This window comes from Rathayibacter sp. Leaf296, assembly GCF_001423045.1.
Lineage (GTDB): Bacteria > Actinomycetota > Actinomycetes > Actinomycetales > Microbacteriaceae > Rathayibacter > Rathayibacter caricis.
Genome location: NZ_LMNR01000001.1, coordinates 1,806,703 through 1,822,727, shown reverse-complemented (window position 1 = coordinate 1,822,727; position 16,025 = coordinate 1,806,703). Strand labels below are relative to the sequence as shown.

The window sequence follows — 16,025 nt, the reverse complement described above, 5'->3', positions numbered from 1 at the left end:
GGCCCTCGACGACGCCGAGATCGAGGACGCGCTCGAGGGCGACGTCGCGGCGGCCCTGGGCGCGGGCATCGCGTGGCGACCCGGAGCGCGCGAGCTCCTCCGCTCCGTCGCCACCGCGGGGATCCCTCAGGCGATCGTGACCACCTCGTCGCGGCGACTGGCCTCGATCGTCGCCGCGGCCCTGGCCGAGGTGGTCTCGTTCGCCGAGATCGTCACGGGCGACGACGTCCTCCACGGGAAGCCGGATCCCGAGCCCTACCTTTTCGCCGCCCGCCGCCTCGGCGTCGCGATCGAGGACTGCGCGGCCGTCGAGGACTCCCCCACGGGTCTCGGCGCCGCCGTCGCCTCGGGTGCGGCGGCCGTCGGCGTCCCGCACCAGGTGGCGCTCGCCGAGGGCGCCGATCGCGTGCTCTGGCCGACCCTCGCGGGCCGGACGGTGGAGGACCTGCGCGCACTCCTGCGCTGACCCGCCCGGCCGGTCGGGACTACTGCCGGTACGACGACAGGAAGTTGCCGAGCCGCTCGATCGCCTCCGAGATCACCCGCTCCTCGGGGAGGGTGACGATGCGGAGGTGGTCGGGCGTCGGCCAGTTGAAGCCCGTCCCCGGCACCAGAAGGATGTGCTCCGCGATCAGCAGGTCGTAGACGAGCCTCCCGTCGTCGCGGATCTCGTGCACCTCGGGGTCCAGCCGCGGGAACGCGTACAGCGCCCCGCGCGGCAGCTCGCACGAGACGCCCGGGATCCGCTCGAGCCCCGACCACGCGGCGTCGCGCTGGCGGTGCAGCCGCCCCTCCGGCGCGACCAGCGCCTCGATCGACTGCACGCCCGACAGCGCCGCCTGGATCGCGTACTGCCCGGGCACGTTCGGGCACAGCCGTGTCGACGCGAGCAGCGTGATGCCCTCGAGGAACCCCTCCGCGTGCGCCCGCGGTCCCGTGACCGCCATCCATCCGGAGCGGTACCCCGCCACCCGGTACGTCTTCGACAGCCCGTTGAACGTCAGGCAGAGCAGGTCCGGTGCGAGTGAGGCGAGCGGGATGTGCACCGCGTCGTCGTAGAGGATCCGGTCGTAGATCTCGTCGGCGAGCAGCAGGAGCGAGTGCTCGCGGGCGACGGCGACGATCCCCTCCAGCACCTCGCGGCTGTAGACCGCCCCGGTCGGATTGTTGGGGTTGATCACGACGATCGCCTTGGTCTTCGGCGTGATCTTCGCGCGGATGTCCTCGAGGTCCGGCTGCCAGGCGTCCTCCTCCGCGCAGCGGTAGTGCAGCGCCGTGCCGCCGGCGAGGCTCGTCATCGCCGTCCAGAGCGGGTAGTCGGGCGCCGGGATCAGCACCTCGTCGCCGTCGTCGAGCAGGGCCTGCAGGGTCATCGTGATGAGCTCCGATACGCCGTTGCCCAGGAACACCCACTCGGGATCGACCGCCGGGAAGCCCGGGATCTCCTCGTAGCGGTAGGTGACGGCCTGGCGCGCCGAGAGGATCCCGCGGCTGTCGCTGTACCCGTGGGCGTTCGGGACAGCGGCGATCATGTCGCGCACGATCTGGTGCGGCGCCTCGAAGTCGAAGCCGGCCGGGTTGCCGGTATTGAGCTTGAGGATGCGGTGCCCCTCGCTCTCGAGCCGCGAGGCCTCGACGAGTGCCTTCCCGCGGATCTCGTAGAGGACGTTCCGGAGTTTCGCGGACTGCTCGAGGGGGCGCGGAGTGCTCATCCGGCCAGGGTATCCACCCGGCAGGCGCCCGGCACGCTCCCGCGCTGCCTCGAGGTGCGCATGTCACGCTGGTCGGATGAGCTCCCCCGCCGATCCCCGCACCTACGACCTCGACGCGCTGCGCCGCCGGGTCCTCGCCGACGACGGGGACGAGGTCGGCGCCGTCGACGACAGCATCCCCGAGCTCGCCACCGCCGACCCGCACCTGCTCGCCCTCGCCCTCGTGCTGCCCGACGGCTCCGTGCGCGCGAGCGAGGAGGCGGACGCGCCCTTCAGCATCCAGTCGGCCGTGAAGCCGTTCCTGTTCGCCCTCGCCCTGCTCGACACCGACGGTGACGCGCTCGAGCGGGTCGGCATCGAGCCCACCGGCGAGGCGTTCGACGCGGTCAAGCTCGAGAGCGGCACGGGACGTCCGCCGAACCCGATGGTGAACGCGGGCGCGCTGCTCACCGCCTCCCTCGTCGACGGCGACGGCGCCGACGAGCGGAGCGAGCGCATCCTCCGCGGCCTGTCGGCGTTCGCGGGGCGCCACCTGCAGATCGACGACTCCGTCGCCCGCAACGAGCACCTGCTCGGCGACCGGAACCACGCCCTCGCGCACCTCATGCGCGCCGAGGGCACGCTGCACGTCGGAGCCGACGACGCGGTCTCGGCGTACGCGCGCGCGTGCGCCGTGCTCGTGGACACCCGCTCGCTCGCGGTCATGGGCGCGACTCTCGCCCTCGGCGGAGTGAACCCCGTCACCGGCGAACGCGTCGTCCCTCCCGTAGTCGCGCGCGACGTGCTCTCGGTGATGGCCACCTGCGGGGTCTACGACGGCTCCGGCCGCTGGATGCGCGCGGTCGGGATCCCCGCGAAGTCCAGCGTGTCGGGCGCACTGGTCCTCTCGGTCCCCGGTCGGCTGGGCGCGGCCGTCGTGAGCCCGCCCCTGGACCGCGACGGCACCAGCGTCCGCGGGCGCAGGGTCAGCGATCGGCTGAGCGCCGACCTCGATCTCCACGTCTTCGGCCGCGGCACCTGAGTGCCGGGCCGCTTCCCGACGGCGGGCACGGCGCTCTAGGGTGGCCCGCATGACCGCGCCGCTGCCCTACCTCTCGTTCCCCGGCACAGCCCGGTCCGCCCTCGGCTTCTACCGCGAGGTCTTCGGCGGCGAGCTCGCCCTGCACACCTTCGCGCAGTTCGGCCGCACCGACGGCCCCGGCGACGCGATCGCTCACGGCGTGCTCACCGGCCCGGTGGCGCTCGCAGCATCGGACGCGGCCACCGGCGAGGAGTCGCTCCACCTAGAGGGCGTCCTCTTCGCGCTCCTCGGAGCCGCGGAGCCCGAAGTGCTCGAGCGCTGGTTCGAGGGGCTCTCCGAGGGCGGCGCCGTGGTCGACCCGCTCGGGGCGAAGCCGTGGGGAGCGACGGACGGCCAGGTCCGCGACCGGTACGGCATCACCTGGCTCCTCGGCTGGGAGGGCTGACGGTCCACCCCCGGGTCCGGCCCCGTCCCGCCCGCTACCGTGGGACGATGCAGTGCCGGGGAGTACACCGATGACCGCCGTCCGCTACGTCGCGATCGGCGACTCCTTCACCGAGGGCGTCGGCGACGAGCTGCCCGACGGCACCACCCGCGGCTGGGCCGACCTGGCCGCGCAGGGCTGGGCCGAGGCGACCGGCGAGCGGATCGGCTACGCCAACCTCGCGATCCGGGGCCGGCTCATCGCGCCCATCGTCGAGCAGCAGCTCGAGCCCGCTCTCGCCCTGAAGCCGACCCACCTGTCCTTCAACGGCGGCGGCAACGACATGCTCCGCCCCCGCGCCGACATCGACAGGATCGCCGACTCCTACGCGCACGTGCTCCGCCGCTGCGACGAGGAGGGCGTGGTGCTGATCGCCCTGGCCGGCGCCGACCCCTCCGCCCGACTGCCGCTGGGGCGCATGATCAAGCGCCGTGGCGACGCGCTCACCGCCGCGGTCCTGCACCGCATCGGCGGACGCGACGACATCGTCGTCGCCGACAACTGGAACGACTCCGCCTTCCAGCGTCCCGAGATGTGGTCGGAGGACCGGCTGCACATGGGTGCGCGCGGGCACCACCGCGTCGCGACCAAGGTCCTCTCGGCCCTCGGGCTGACCCCGCCCGCCGCCTGGCGGGACATCCCGTCGGAGCCGGCCGCCCGGCAGGGATCCGCGCAGTACTACCGCGAGCACGTCGCCCCGTGGGTGCGCAGGCGACTCACCGGCACCTCCTCCGGCGACGGCCGCACGGCGAAGTTCCCGGACTTCGTGCCGATCGAGCCGCTGGCCTGAGCCGCGGCGGCGCCGTCCGGGAAGGGCGGGAGCCGTCAGCGCCAGCCGTAGCGCGCCGAGACGGCCTTCGCGATCGGGTCGAACCGCGAGCGCTCGAGCACCGCGCCCTCGCGGCGCATGCCGGCGGGGTGGATGCGGAACACCCGCTCCGGGTCGACCCAGCTCGGCCGCCCCTCGGCGTCCCAGTCCCCCGTGCCGACCGGCAGGTAGCCGTCGTGCTGCTTCGAGCTCAGGCGCACCGCGAGGACGGTCCCGGCCTTCTCGACCGCGAGGACGAGCACCGGGCGGTCCTTGCCGCGCCCGTCGTCCTCCTCGTAGGGGACCCAGGTCCAGACGATCTCGCCCGGATCGGGGTCGCCGTCGGCGGTCGGCGCGTAGCCGGCGTGCACTCCGCGCAGGCGGGCCGGGTCGATCTCGACCGTCCGGCCGACTCCGCTCGCCCCCGGCGTCGACGCCGTCGGCGTCAGGAACGGACGCTGCGCCGGCGGCTGCGCGTCGGCCCTCGGCGCGACGGTGCGGCCGAGGAGTCGGAGGAGCAGGGACACGACCGAGCGCGAGGAGGGCACCCGGGAACCCTAGCCCGGTTGAGCACCGTGGCGCGGGAACAGCGACGGGGTGCCGCTCTCGGAAGAGCGGCACCCCGTGCGGTGCAGTGCGGGTGGGGAGGGGTCAGTCCGCGAGGACGTAGCCCGCCTCACCGTGGATCGCGGTGTCGATACCGGCGACCTCGTCCTCGTTCTTGACGCGGAACCCGATGGTCTTCTGGATCACGAAGCCGATCAGGAGGGTCATCAGGAAGGAGTAGGCGAGGACCGTGAACGCCGCGAGGGCCTGGGCGCCGAGCTGAGCGGCTCCGCCACCGAGGAACAGTCCGACGTCGGTGCCGAAGAAGCCGATGTAGAGCGTTCCGATCAGACCGCCGACCAGGTGGACGCCGACCACGTCGAGCGAGTCGTCGTAGCCGAGGCGGTACTTCAGGTCGATCGCCAGGGCGCAGACGGCTCCGGTGATGATGCCCAGGACGATCGCCCAGAACGGCGACAGGCTGGCGCAGGCGGGGGTGATCGCGACGAGGCCCGCGACGGCACCGGAGGCGGCGCCGATCGAGGTGGGCTTGCCGTCCTTGATCTTCTCGACGATGAGCCAGCCGAGGATCGCGGCGGCCGGAGCGGCGATGGTGTTCAGGAACGCGATCGCCGCGATGCCGTCGGCGGCCAGCTCGGAGCCGGCGTTGAAGCCGAACCAGCCGAACCAGAGCAGACCCGCACCGAGCAGCACGAACGGCGGGTTGTGCGGCTGGTGCGCGCCCTTGGTGAAGTTGACGCGCTTGCCCAGGACCAGGGCGAGGGCGAGGGCCGCCGCACCGGCGTTGATGTGCACCGCGGTGCCACCGGCGAAGTCGATCGCTCCGACGTTGTAGGCGATCCAGCCGCCGTCCACGACTCCCTCGTCACCGAGGGTGAAGTTGAAGACCCAGGAGGCGACCGGGAAGTACACGAGGGTCGCCCAGACGCCGGCGAAGACCATCCAGGCGCCGAACTTCGCGCGGTCGGCGATCGCACCCGAGATGAGCGCGACCGTGATGATGGCGAACGTGGCCTGGAACGCTGCGAAGGCGATCGTCGGGTAGGCCGCGGTCTGCTCGCCGAGCGCGTCGTTGTAGAGGCCCTGCAGTCCGATCTGCGCGACGTCGATGCCGAGGAAGCCGTCGATCCCGAAGAAGGTGTCGGTGCCGGCCGGGCCCGCGGGGCCGTTGCCGAACGCGATGGCGTAGCCGTAGAGGACCCAGAGGACTCCGATCAGCCCCATCGCTCCGAAGCTGAGCATCATCATGCTGATGACGCTCTTCGCCCGGACGAGACCGCCGTAGAAGAACGCCAGTCCCGGCGTCATCAGCAGCACGAGTGCCGCGGCGATGAGAAGGAAGGCGGTGTTGCCTTGATCCATTCTGAAACCTTTCTTCGGGTGCGCAGGAGCGACCCGGAGAACGCCTGGGCGTCAGCGGAGTCGAGTCGCTTGAGTACGCGGACAGTCTGGCCGTGCGACGTTTCGTTCCGAGGGGCGCCGCGTTTCGGGCGCGTTACAGGGAAGCGATTCGTGTGAACAACGCGTTACACGGACCTGCCGGAGCGCTCTGCGGAACGACTCGGACCCTCCGAGGGGGCTCGGATCCTACGAAGACGGCGCCGCGAACGCCGTCATGCTCGTCAGCGCGATGAGCCGCGACATCGAGCGCAGGTACTTCTTCCGGTAGCCGCCGCTGAGCATGTCGCCCCCGAAGACCTCGTCGAGCGGTACCCCGGAGGCGAGCACCGGGATCTGCGCGTCGTAGACGCGGTCGATGAAGGCGACGAGACGCAGCGCGTCGGTCTGGTCGGTCAGCGCCACGACGTCGCGCAGCACGATCGCGTCCACTCCGTCGATCACCTTGATGTAGCGCGAGGGGTGCACGGAGCCGAGGTGGTCCACGGCCGCGCGGAAGGCGTCATCGGTGATGACGGCGTCGGCGGGCGCGTGCGCGAGGGCCTCGGCGATCTCGGCGTCGCTCCGGGTGACGGCGTGGCCCTCGATGTCGCGACGGCGGTAGTCGGTGCCGTCGATCCGCATCGTCTGGAAGTGCTCGGCCATCGCGTGGATCTCGCGGAGGAAGTCGGCGGCCGCGAACCGGCCCTCGCCGAGCGCGTTCGGCGGGGTGTTCGAGGTCGCCGCGATCCGGGTGCCGGAGGCGACGAGCTCGCCCAGCAGGCGGGTCATCAGCATCGTGTCGCCCGGGTCGTCGAGCTCGAACTCGTCGATGCAGAGCAGGGCGGAGCCCTTCAGGAGCGACACCGTCGCCGCGTAGCCGAGCGCGCCGACGAGGGCGGTGTACTCGATGAACGTGCCGAAGTAGGTGCGGCCCGGCACGGCGTGCCAGATCGCGGCGAGGAGGTGGGTCTTGCCGACGCCGAACCCGCCGTCGAGGTACACGCCCGGCTTCACCTCCGGAGCCTTCTTCCGGCCGAAGCCGAAGAATCCGCCGCCGCCCCCGCGGGAGCCGCCGCCCGCCGCGAACGCGCGCAGGGCCTCGACCGCCTCGGCCTGGGACGGGTACTCCGGGTCGGGGCGGTAGCTCTCGAAGGTCGCGCCCTCGAACTGCCGCGGCGGCACGAGGGTCGACGCGATCTCGTGCCCGCTGATCTGAGGCGAGCGCGTCGTGAGGCTGCTCGTCGAACGGACGTCGTCGGGGATCACGCGCACCTCGCATCGTGCGTCCGGACGGGTCCGGCCGCTCTGTCTGACTCTGCATCGAACCGTGCGGCACGGGCCGCGGGACTCCGTGGAGGACCCGGACGGCTCTGTGTCGAACTCTTACGGCCCCTTCCGTGCACCCGCGCTCGGGGGCGCGTACTGTCGCTGAAGGGCAGGCTCCAGCGTAGCCCGCTCCTGGATTCACGCCCGCGCTCCGCGCACCACCCTGGAGGTCCTCCTTGTCCGTTGAACTCGATCCGTCGCCGAAGTTCGCCGCCTACGCGCACCCCGAACGACTCGTCAGCGGTGAGTGGCTGGAGCAACGGCTGGGCACCCGCGGCCTCGTCGTCGTCGAGTCCGACGAGGACGTCCTCCTCTACGAGACCGGGCACATCCCCGGCTCCGTGAAGGTCGACTGGCACACCGATCTCAACGACCCGGTCGAGCGCGACTACATCGACGGAGCGGCCTTCGCCGCCCTGGTCGGCGCCAAGGGCATCACCCGCGACACCACGGTCGTCATCTACGGAGACAAGAACAACTGGTGGGCGGCCTACGCCCTGTGGGTCTTCACGCTCTTCGGCCACGAGGACGTCCGCCTGCTCGACGGCGGCCGCGACAAGTGGATCGCCGACGGCCGTCCGCTGACCACCGACGCCTCGACGCCGGAGGCGGTCGAGTACCCCGTCGTCGAGCGCCGCGACGGCGACATCCGCGCCTTCAAGGAGGACGTGCTCGCGCACTTCGGCAACCCGCTGATCGACGTCCGCTCGGCCGAGGAGTTCTCGGGCGAGCGCACCACGGCTCCCGCCTACCCGGAGGAGGGGACGCTGCGCGCCGGCCACATCCCGAGCGCGAAGAACGTGCCGTGGGGCAAGGCGGCCGCCGAAGACGGCACCTTCCGCCCGCTGGAGGAGCTGAACGGCATCTACCGCGACGGTGCGGGCCTCGCCGACGGCGACACCGTCATCGCCTACTGCCGCATCGGCGAGCGCTCCTCGCACACGTGGTTCGTCCTCACGCACCTCCTCGGCTTCGAGGGCGTGCGCAACTATGACGGCTCGTGGACCGAGTGGGGCAGCGCCGTGCGCGTCCCGATCGTCAAGGGCTCCGAGCCCGGCGAGGCACCGGCCGCCCGCTGACCGACCGTGAGGCCCCGACCGTTCCGCGGTCGGGGCCTCACGCGGTGAGAGAATCGACACGATGACTTCCGACACGGTGCCGACCGACGACCAGCTGCCCGACGCCCTCCGCGAGATCCGCGACGAGTTCCTCGCCCTCGAGAAGCCGGAGCGGCTGCAGCTCCTCCTCGAGTTCTCGAACGAGCTGCCCGAGCTGCCCGAGCGCTACCGCGACCACCCCGACCTGTTCGAGCGGGTGGAGGAGTGCCAGTCCCCCGTCTTCATCGTCGTCGAGTTCGCCGGCGACGTGATCCACCTGCACGCGACCGCTCCGCGCGAGGCGCCGACGACCCGCGGCTTCGCCTCGATCCTCGCGCAGGGCCTCGACGGGCTGACCCCCGAGCAGGTCCTCGCCGTCCCCGACGACTTCCCGCAGACGATCGGACTCTCGGAGGCGGTCTCGCCCCTGCGCCTGCGCGGCATGAGCGCGCTGCTCGGCCGCACGAAGCGCCAGATCCGCGCGCACGCCGCCGCGTGATCCTGCAGCCGCTCGTCCCCGCCGGACCCGCCGTGCGGCTGGAGGACGACGGCGCGAGGGCCGCGATCGAGGACGCCTATCGGCCAGGGGACGCGGTCCGCGTCCGCCTCAACATGATCGCGAGCGTCAACGGGTCGAGCATCGGCTCGGACGGCACGAGCGAGACCCTCACCAACCGGGTCGACCGCACGATCCTCGGTGTGATCCGCGCGCAGGCGCAGGTGGTTCTCGTGGGCGCCGCGAGCGTGCGGGCCGAGGGCTACCGGGTCCCCCGGCGCGTCCCGCTGGCCGTCGTCTCGTCTAGCGGCGACCTCGCCGGCCACCGGCTCCGCCTGCAGGACGGCGCTCGCGTGCTGCTGCTCGTCCCGGAGTCGCTCGCCGCCACCGGGCCGCTGCCGGCCGGGGTCGAGGTGGTGCGCGTCCCCGCCGTCGACGGTCGGATGAGCCCGGCGGGGATGCTCGCCGCCCTCAGCGCCCTCGGGCTCGAGCGGATCGTCTGCGAGGGAGGAGCCTCGCTGTCGGGTCAGTTCCTGGCGGCCGGGCTCGTCGACGAGATCTGCCTGACGACCGCTCCGCGCGTGGTGCTCCCCGGTCTGCCGGTCGCCACGACGCGTGCGAGCGTCGACGAGAGCTACGCGCTCGAGCGGCTCGCGGTCGACGACGCCGGCTTCACGTACGCGCGCTGGACGCGGATCCGCTGATCCCCCGCCGGTCGAGCCACTGCTCGACGGCGCGCTCCCAGCGCGCGGGATCGTCGTTCCAGATCCGGGTGTGCCGGGCGCCGTGCACCAGCACGAGCTCGACGAGGTCCGGCCGTGCGGCGGCGAGTGCCTCGGAGGGTGCGCTCGGCACGAAGTCGTCGTCGACGCTGTGCAGCAGCAGCACCGGAGTCGTGAGCTCGGCGGCACGCGCCACGAGGTCCAGGTCCTGGAGCGGTATCAGCTCGCTCTGACCCGTGACGGCGGTCGACCACGGGAGCTGCATCGCGGTCAGCGCCAGAGCGGCGATCACGGGAGGGAGGCGCCGGAGCCGCGCCTGACCGCGCAGCGTCTCGCGCCAGTCGATCACGGGCGAGTCGAGGACCACCCCGGCGATCAGGTGGCGCAGGGAGGAGCGCAGTGCGGTCTGCAGCGAGATCGCCCCGCCCATCGACCAGCCGACCAGCACGATGGAGCGGGCACCGCGTCGGTGCGCGAAGCGGATCGCCGCATCGACGTCCCGCCACTCCGTGTCGCCGAGCCCGTACCGGCCGTCGGGACTCGCCGGAGCATCGCCGTCGTTGCGGTACGAGACGACCAGCGAGCTCAGCCCGGCCCGATGGAACACGGCGACACCGCGCAGGGTCTCCTCGCGGTGCGTCGCCCGGCCGTGCACGTGGATCGCCCACGTGCCGCCGTCACCCGCCGGGAAGAGCCAGGCGGGTGCGGGCCCGTACTGAGTCGGCACCTGCTCGGAGCTGAAGGGCAGCCCCGTCTCCCGGGGGGAGAGGAGCAGCCAGCCGTTGATGCGGCCCCGAGCCCCCGGCCGCAGGGTCCCCCGGTCCACCGTGCCGAGCTCGCGGACCACGCGCCCCTGCCCCGTCGCGAGAACGCGGCCGATGCGCGCATGACCGCGGCCGCCGTCGAACCAGAGGCTGAAGCCGCCGTGCACGGTCGTGTCGGCGTCGGCGGCGAGGACGATCTCGCGGGCGTCGGGACGCACGTCGAGCACACGGGCGTCCTCGCTCCTCCTCGACGGCGGGATGACCACCCCGCGCACGAAGGCCGCGACGAGGGCGGAGGCGCCGAGCGCGACGGTGGAGGCGAGAGCGGGGAGGGCGAGGAGGGCGAGCAGGAGGGCGCCGATGCGCCGACCGCCCTCCGCGGCGTGCCTGCGGGCATCGGGCATGGCGGAACTCTAGTCTTCGGAACGTGCCCGACTTCCCAGCGCCGTCTCAGCCACCGGAGGAGTTCCGGGCCGCGGCGGAAGCGATCCGCGCGGTCTCGACCCGTTCCGAGCTCACCGTGTCCGAGATCCCGTCCCCCACAGGGCTCGCGCCGTATGCTCTCGCGCTCTCGGGCGACGTCTCGCCGCACGCGCACGGGCGCGACTCCGAGCTGGGGACGGGCCGCTTCATCCTGCTGCACGACCCGGAGGAGCCCGAGCAGTGGGGCGGCGCCTTCCGCGTCGTCTGCTTCGCCCAGGCGCCGCTCGAGGTCGAGATCGGCACCGACCCCTTCCTGGCCGAGGTCGCGTGGTCGTGGCTCATCGACGCCCTCGACGCCCGGGGAGCCGCCTACCACGCGGCCTCGGGCACGGCGACGAAGGTCCTCTCCACCGGATTCGGAGAGCTCGCCGCCCAGGGCGACGGAGCGCAGATCGAGATCCGCGCCTCCTGGAGCCCCGATGATGCACAGCTCGCCGCACACGTGGAAGGCTGGGGGGAGCTGTTGTGCATGCTCGCGGGTCTCCCGCCCGTATCGAGCGACGGTGTGACCTCACTCGCCTTCCGACGGAACAACCGTGACTGATTACCGAGTCCTCTCCACTCCCGACGAGTTCCTCGCCGCCGTCGACGCCCTCGCCGCGGGCGAGGGACCGGTCGCGGTCGACGCGGAGCGCGCGTCCGGCTTCACCTACTCCCAGCGCGCGTACCTGATCCAGGTCTACCGGCGCGGCGCGGGAGCGTTCCTCTTCGACCCTCCGGCGATCGGGCGGATGGACGCCCTGCAGGACGTCATCGGCGACGAGGAGTGGGTGCTGCACGCGGCCAGCCAGGATCTCGCCTGCCTGCGCGAGGTCGGACTGGACCCGACCCGCATCTTCGACACCGAGCTCGCCGCCCGCCTGCTCGGGCTCCCGAAGGTGGGCCTCGGCGCGGTGGTGGAGGATCTCCTCGGCATCCACCTGGCGAAGGAGCACTCCGCGGCCGACTGGTCGACCCGCCCCCTCCCGCAGAGCTGGCTCGTCTACGCCGCGAAGGACGTCGAGCTCCTCGTCGACCTGCGCGACCGGATGGAGGAGATGCTCATCGAGGCGCGGAAGACCAGGATCGCGCGCGAGGAGTTCGAGGCGACGCTCGCCCGGCAGCCCAAGGCTGCGCTCCCGGATCCCTGGCGCCGGCTCTCGGGCATGCACTCCCTCCGCGGCCTGCGCGCCCTCGCCGTCGCGCGTGAGCTCTGGCTGGCCCGCGACGCGTTCGCGCGCGAGCGCGACATCGCCCCGGGTCGGCTCATCCCCGACTCCTCGATCGTCGCCGTCTCGCGCAACATCCCCACCAGCCTCGGCCAGCTCTCGGGCCGACGCGACTTCACCGGGCGCGCGAGCCGCGGCGAGGTCGAGCGCTGGTGGGCGGCCATCCAGCGCGGCATGACGACCGAGGACCTCCCCTCGGCGACGCGGCCCGCCGTCGAGACGCTGCCCCCGCCGCGGGCCTGGGGCGATCGCAATCCGCCCGCGGATCTGCGGCTCAAGTCTGCACGCGCGGTGGTCATCGAGATCGCGGAGCTGCTCTCGCTCCCCGTCGAGAACCTGCTCACCCCGGAGCTGCTGCGCCGCCTCGCCTGGAACCCGCCGGAGCCGCTGACTCCCGAGACCGTCGCCGCCGAGCTCCGCCGCGGTGGAGCGCGCGCCTGGCAGGTCGAGGCGACCTCCGGTCCGCTGGTGACCGCGTTTGTGGAAGCCGCCCAAGCGGCCGAGGACAGCACGGAAAACGCTTCGTAGGAAGCGGCAAAGGATTCCGGCTACGACCGTGCTCTTCCTACGATCGGGGCGACCGTGAGTTCCAGGGAGGCATTGTGGCCGAGAGATCCGAAGTCGTGTTCGTCGACGGAGTGCGTACTCCGTTCGGACGTGCGGGCGAGAAGGGCGTGTACTGGCAGACGCGGGCCGACGACCTGGTCGTGAAGGCCATGATCGGCCTGCTGGAGCGGAACCCGTCGCTGCCGAAGGACCGCGTCGACGAGGTCGCGATCGCGGCGACGACGCAGCAGGGCGATCAGGGCCTCACCCTGGGGCGCACCACTGCCCTCCTCGCGGGGCTCCCCCGCACCGTCCCCGGCTTCGCGATCGACCGGATGTGCGCGGGAGCGATGACCTCCGTGACGACGACGGCCGGGGGCATCGCCTTCGGCGCCTACGACGTCGTGCTCGCCGGAGGCGTCGAGCACATGGGGCGCCACCCCATGGGCTTCAACGCCGATCCCAATCCACGCTTCCTCTCGGAGCGGCTCGTGGGCGACGAGGCGCTGAACATGGGCAAGACGGCCGAGCGGATCCACGACCGCTTCCCCCAGCTCACCAAGGAGCGCTCCGACCGCTACGCGCTGCGCAGCCAGCAGAAGCTCGCCGCGGCCTACGCCTCGGGCGACATACAGCCCGACCTGATCCCCGTGGCGACCCGCAGCGCCGCCGGATGGGGACTCGCCACCGTCGACGAGGCTCCGCGCCCCGAGACCACGCTCGAGGGGCTCGCCGGACTGCGGACGCCGTTCCGCCCGCACGGCCGGGTGACCGCCGGCAACTCCTCCGGACTCAACGACGGCGCGACCGTCTCCCTCCTCGCGAGCGCCGACGCCGCGGAGGAGCTCGGCCTGTCGACGAAGATGCGCCTCGTCAGCTTCGCCTTCGCCGGAGTCGAACCCGAGATCATGGGCATCGGACCGGTCCCGAGCACCGAGAAGGCGCTGCGGAAAGCAGGCTTGACCATCGAGGACATCGGGCTCTTCGAGCTGAACGAGGCCTTCGCCGTGCAGGTGCTGTCCTTCCTCGACCACTTCGGCATCGACGACGACGATCCGCGGGTGAACGAGTACGGCGGAGCGATCGCCGTCGGTCATCCGCTGGCCTCCTCGGGGGTGCGGCTGATGATCCAGCTCGCCCGGCAGTTCGAGGCGCACCCCGAGGTGCGCTACGGCCTCACCGCCATGTGCGTGGGGCTGGGCCAGGGCGGGACCGTCATCTGGGAGAACCCGCACTTCGACGGCAAGCGCGCACGACGGAAGGGACGCTGATCATGCTCGACGGTTTCGAGGACCTCGCCGAACTCTCCGACGGAGAGGTCGTCACCCACTCCTACGTCCGCGACGTGACGCTGGCCGGCGGCCGGGTGCTCGCGCTCATCACCCTCGACAACGACCGCGATCACACGCGGCCGAACACGTTCGGTCCGGCGTCGCTCTTCGAGCTCGCCGACGTGCTGATCGCGCAGAAGGAGCGGGCGGCCGCCGGCGCGATCCAGGGCGTCGCGGTGACGGGCAAGCCGTTCATCCTCGCCGCCGGCGCCGACCTCAGCAAGGTCGGGAGCATCCCGAGCCGCGAGATCGGCCGCCAGCTGGCGCGGCTCGGCCACCGCACGCTCGGCATGCTCTCGGAGCTCGGCGTCCCGTCCTTCGTGTTCATCAACGGACTGGCGCTCGGCGGCGGCACCGAGATCGCGCTCAACGCCGATTACCGCACCGTCGACGCCTCGATCCCGGCTCTCGGGCTGCCCGAGGTGTTCCTCGGCATCATCCCGGGCTGGGGCGGCAGCTGGCTGCTGCCGAACCTGATCGGCATCGAGAACGCGCTCAAGGTCGTGGTCGAGAATCCGCTCAAGAACAACCGGACCCTCAAGGCCCGCGAGGTGCTCGACCTGGGCATCGCGGACGCGCTCTTCCCGTCCGCCTCGTTCCTCGAGGACTCCCTGCGCTGGGCCGACGGGGTGCTCGGCGGCACGGTCGTCGTCTCCCGTCCGAACGCTCCCGGGCGTCTCGAGCGGATGGTGAAGTGGGACGTCGCCGTCGGCATCGCCAGGAAGCAGCTCGAGTCGCGCATCGGGACCGTCGCGGCCTCGCCGTACCGCGCCCTCGAGCTCCTCAAAGGCGCGAAGAGCGCGACGCGCGAGGAGGGGTTCGCCGCCGAGGACGAGGCCCTCGCCGATCTGATCTCGGGAGACCAGTTCCGCGCGAGCATCTACGCCTTCGACCTCGTCCAGAAGCGCGCCAAGCGTCCTGCCGGCGCTCCCGACAGGACGCTCGCGAAGCCGGTCACGAAAGTCGGCGTCATCGGCGCGGGGCTGATGGCCACGCAGTTCGCCCTCCTCTTCGTCCGCCGGCTGCAGGTGCCCGTCGTCATCACCGACCTCGACCAGGAGCGGGTCGACCGCGGAGTGGCGGGCATCGTCGGCGAGATCGACGCGCTGCTCGCGAAGGGCCGGGTCTCCCCCGACGAGGCGAACCGGCTCCGGAGCCTCATCACCGGCACGACCGATCGCGCGGATTTCGCCGACGCCGACTGGGTGATCGAGGCCGTCTTCGAGGAGCTGTCGGTGAAGCAGGACGTCTTCGCCGACGTCGAGCGGTACGTCTCCCCCACCGCTGTGCTGGCGACCAACACCTCGTCGCTGTCGGTCGAGCGGATCGGCGAGCGGCTCGAGCACCCCGAGCGGCTCGTCGGCTTCCACTTCTTCAATCCGGTCGCGGTCATGCCGCTGGTCGAGGTCGTCCGGACTCCTCTCACCGACGAGGAGACGCTGTCGACCGCGATGGTGACGGCGGCGAAGCTGAGGAAGAACGCCGTCATCACCCGCGACACCCCGGGATTCGTCGTGAACCGCGTTCTCGCGAAGGTCCTCGGAGAGGCGATGCACGCCGTCGACACCGGCACGCCGTTCGAGGTGGTCGAGCAGTCGCTCGCTCCGTTCGGGCTGCCGATGACTCCGTTCGAGCTGCTCGAGCTCGTCGGGCTGAAGGTCGGGGCGCACGTGCTCGACACGCACCACGCGGCCTTCCCGGACCGCTTCTTCGACAGCGAGAACCTGCACCGCCTGGCCGAGCTCGGCCACGTCTTCGAGCGCGACTCGAAGGGCCGGGTGAAGGGCGTCGACAAGCGCGCGGTGGCGATCGTCGCAGGAGGGACGGACCCGATGACCGCCGAGGAGTTGCGTCTGCGGGTCGAGACGGGCCTCGCCGACGAGGTGAAGCGGATGCTCGACGACGACGTCGTCCACGCCGCCGAGGACATCGACCTGTGCCTGATCCTGGGCGCCGGCTACCCGTTCCAGATGGGCGGACTGACGCCCTACCTCGATCGGGTGGGCGCGAGCGAGCGGGCCTTCGGCGACACCTTCCACCACCCGGTGATCCGCGGAGTCGACTGACCGTCGCGTCCGCG

At 72.0% G+C, this 16,025-nt stretch carries 16 protein-coding genes; 11 read left to right on the top strand and 5 right to left on the bottom strand.

What is annotated here, in order from left to right:
* Window positions 1–466, top strand: a 466-nt coding sequence (locus tag ASF46_RS08450) for an HAD family hydrolase (RefSeq protein ID WP_162240170.1), incomplete at its 5' end; no start/stop codon positions are given.
* A 19-nt stretch (window positions 467–485) separates the two neighbouring features.
* Here the strand turns inward: ASF46_RS08450 and ASF46_RS08445 are convergent.
* Window positions 486–1,712, bottom strand: coding sequence for a pyridoxal phosphate-dependent aminotransferase (locus ASF46_RS08445; RefSeq protein WP_056867108.1), 1,227 nt, complete (start codon window positions 1,710–1,712; stop codon window positions 486–488).
* A 76-nt stretch (window positions 1,713–1,788) separates the two neighbouring features.
* Here ASF46_RS08445 and glsA point away from each other — a divergent pair, with 76 nt between their 5' ends.
* From glsA to ASF46_RS08430, 3 genes are all read left to right on the top strand, one after another.
* Window positions 1,789–2,733 (top strand): glutaminase A, encoded by a 945-nt coding sequence (gene glsA / locus ASF46_RS08440; protein WP_056867107.1) that lies wholly within the window; start codon window positions 1,789–1,791, stop codon window positions 2,731–2,733.
* Between the two features lie 49 nt (window positions 2,734–2,782).
* Window positions 2,783–3,178, top strand: a complete 396-nt coding sequence (locus ASF46_RS08435) for a VOC family protein (RefSeq protein ID WP_056867106.1) — start codon at window positions 2,783–2,785, stop codon at window positions 3,176–3,178.
* A 70-nt stretch (window positions 3,179–3,248) separates the two neighbouring features.
* The gene (locus tag ASF46_RS08430; RefSeq protein ID WP_056867105.1) at window positions 3,249–4,007 is read left to right on the top strand and encodes an SGNH/GDSL hydrolase family protein; all 759 of its coding nucleotides are present in this window, start codon (window positions 3,249–3,251) and stop codon (window positions 4,005–4,007) included.
* A 35-nt stretch (window positions 4,008–4,042) separates the two neighbouring features.
* On the opposite strand, the gene ASF46_RS08425 is transcribed toward ASF46_RS08430, so the two are convergent.
* The 3 genes from ASF46_RS08425 to zapE form a co-directional block, all read right to left on the bottom strand.
* Window positions 4,043–4,573 carry a type II toxin-antitoxin system PemK/MazF family toxin gene (locus tag ASF46_RS08425; protein WP_055792218.1) on the bottom strand — a complete coding sequence of 177 codons (531 nt, stop codon included), beginning with the start codon at window positions 4,571–4,573 and terminating at the stop codon, window positions 4,043–4,045.
* A 103-nt stretch (window positions 4,574–4,676) separates the two neighbouring features.
* Entirely contained in the window at window positions 4,677–5,954 is a 1,278-nt protein-coding gene (locus ASF46_RS08420) for an ammonium transporter (RefSeq protein ID WP_056867104.1), read from the bottom strand.
* Window positions 5,955–6,179: 225 nt separating this feature from the next.
* On the bottom strand, window positions 6,180–7,238 hold the full coding sequence (zapE, locus tag ASF46_RS08415; RefSeq protein ID WP_082485412.1) for a cell division protein ZapE: 1,059 nt from the start codon (window positions 7,236–7,238) through the stop codon (window positions 6,180–6,182).
* Between the two features lie 236 nt (window positions 7,239–7,474).
* Between zapE and ASF46_RS08410 the strand changes: the two genes are divergently transcribed.
* The 3 genes from ASF46_RS08410 to ASF46_RS08400 all read left to right on the top strand — a co-directional run bounded on the left by ASF46_RS08410 (window position 7,475) and on the right by ASF46_RS08400 (window position 9,595).
* Complete coding sequence (locus ASF46_RS08410; protein ID WP_056867103.1) at window positions 7,475–8,377, top strand: sulfurtransferase; 903 nt, start codon at window positions 7,475–7,477, stop codon at window positions 8,375–8,377.
* Between the two features lie 61 nt (window positions 8,378–8,438).
* Window positions 8,439–8,894, top strand: a complete 456-nt coding sequence (locus ASF46_RS08405; RefSeq protein WP_056867102.1) for a SufE family protein — start codon at window positions 8,439–8,441, stop codon at window positions 8,892–8,894.
* Window positions 8,891–9,595: a dihydrofolate reductase family protein gene (locus tag ASF46_RS08400; RefSeq protein ID WP_056867101.1), complete on the top strand. Its 705-nt coding sequence runs from the start codon at window positions 8,891–8,893 to the stop codon at window positions 9,593–9,595. Before ASF46_RS08405 ends, ASF46_RS08400 begins: the two co-directional genes overlap by 4 nt.
* Here ASF46_RS08400 and ASF46_RS08395 read toward each other — a convergent pair.
* Window positions 9,564–10,781, bottom strand: a complete 1,218-nt coding sequence (locus ASF46_RS08395) for an alpha/beta hydrolase (protein WP_056867100.1) — start codon at window positions 10,779–10,781, stop codon at window positions 9,564–9,566. The two genes, ASF46_RS08400 and ASF46_RS08395, sit on opposite strands and share 32 nt — an antisense overlap.
* A gap of 23 nt (window positions 10,782–10,804) precedes the next feature.
* Here ASF46_RS08395 and ASF46_RS08390 point away from each other — a divergent pair, with 23 nt between their 5' ends.
* The 4 genes from ASF46_RS08390 (at window position 10,805) to ASF46_RS08375 (ending at window position 16,011) form a co-directional block, all read left to right on the top strand.
* Window positions 10,805–11,404: a DUF3000 domain-containing protein gene (locus ASF46_RS08390; RefSeq protein ID WP_056867099.1), complete on the top strand. Its 600-nt coding sequence runs from the start codon at window positions 10,805–10,807 to the stop codon at window positions 11,402–11,404.
* Window positions 11,397–12,596 carry a ribonuclease D gene (locus tag ASF46_RS08385; protein WP_056867098.1) on the top strand — a complete coding sequence of 400 codons (1,200 nt, stop codon included), beginning with the start codon at window positions 11,397–11,399 and terminating at the stop codon, window positions 12,594–12,596. Before ASF46_RS08390 ends, ASF46_RS08385 begins: the two co-directional genes overlap by 8 nt.
* A 74-nt stretch (window positions 12,597–12,670) precedes the next feature.
* Window positions 12,671–13,885: a thiolase family protein gene (locus ASF46_RS08380; RefSeq protein ID WP_056867097.1), complete on the top strand. Its 1,215-nt coding sequence runs from the start codon at window positions 12,671–12,673 to the stop codon at window positions 13,883–13,885.
* Between the two features lie 2 nt (window positions 13,886–13,887).
* Window positions 13,888–16,011 carry a 3-hydroxyacyl-CoA dehydrogenase NAD-binding domain-containing protein gene (locus tag ASF46_RS08375; RefSeq protein WP_056867096.1) on the top strand — a complete coding sequence of 708 codons (2,124 nt, stop codon included), beginning with the start codon at window positions 13,888–13,890 and terminating at the stop codon, window positions 16,009–16,011.
* Window positions 16,012–16,025: the final 14 nt, after the last annotated feature.

What these genes read in the sequence shown, in the direction of transcription:
- ASF46_RS08435 (WP_056867106.1), top strand. Translation starts at nt 2,783, where the DNA reads ATGACCGCGCCGCTGCCCTACCTCTCGTTCCCCGGCACAGCCCGGTCC.
- ASF46_RS08405 (WP_056867102.1), top strand. Translation starts at nt 8,439, where the DNA reads ATGACTTCCGACACGGTGCCGACCGACGACCAGCTGCCCGACGCCCTC.
- ASF46_RS08420 (WP_056867104.1), bottom strand. Translation starts at nt 5,954, where the DNA reads ATGGATCAAGGCAACACCGCCTTCCTTCTCATCGCCGCGGCACTCGTG.
- ASF46_RS08395 (WP_056867100.1), bottom strand. Translation starts at nt 10,781, where the DNA reads ATGCCCGATGCCCGCAGGCACGCCGCGGAGGGCGGTCGGCGCATCGGC.
- ASF46_RS08430 (WP_056867105.1), top strand. Translation starts at nt 3,249, where the DNA reads ATGACCGCCGTCCGCTACGTCGCGATCGGCGACTCCTTCACCGAGGGC.
- ASF46_RS08375 (WP_056867096.1), top strand. Translation starts at nt 13,888, where the DNA reads ATGCTCGACGGTTTCGAGGACCTCGCCGAACTCTCCGACGGAGAGGTC.
- glsA (WP_056867107.1), top strand. Translation starts at nt 1,789, where the DNA reads ATGAGCTCCCCCGCCGATCCCCGCACCTACGACCTCGACGCGCTGCGC.
- ASF46_RS08445 (WP_056867108.1), bottom strand. Translation starts at nt 1,712, where the DNA reads ATGAGCACTCCGCGCCCCCTCGAGCAGTCCGCGAAACTCCGGAACGTC.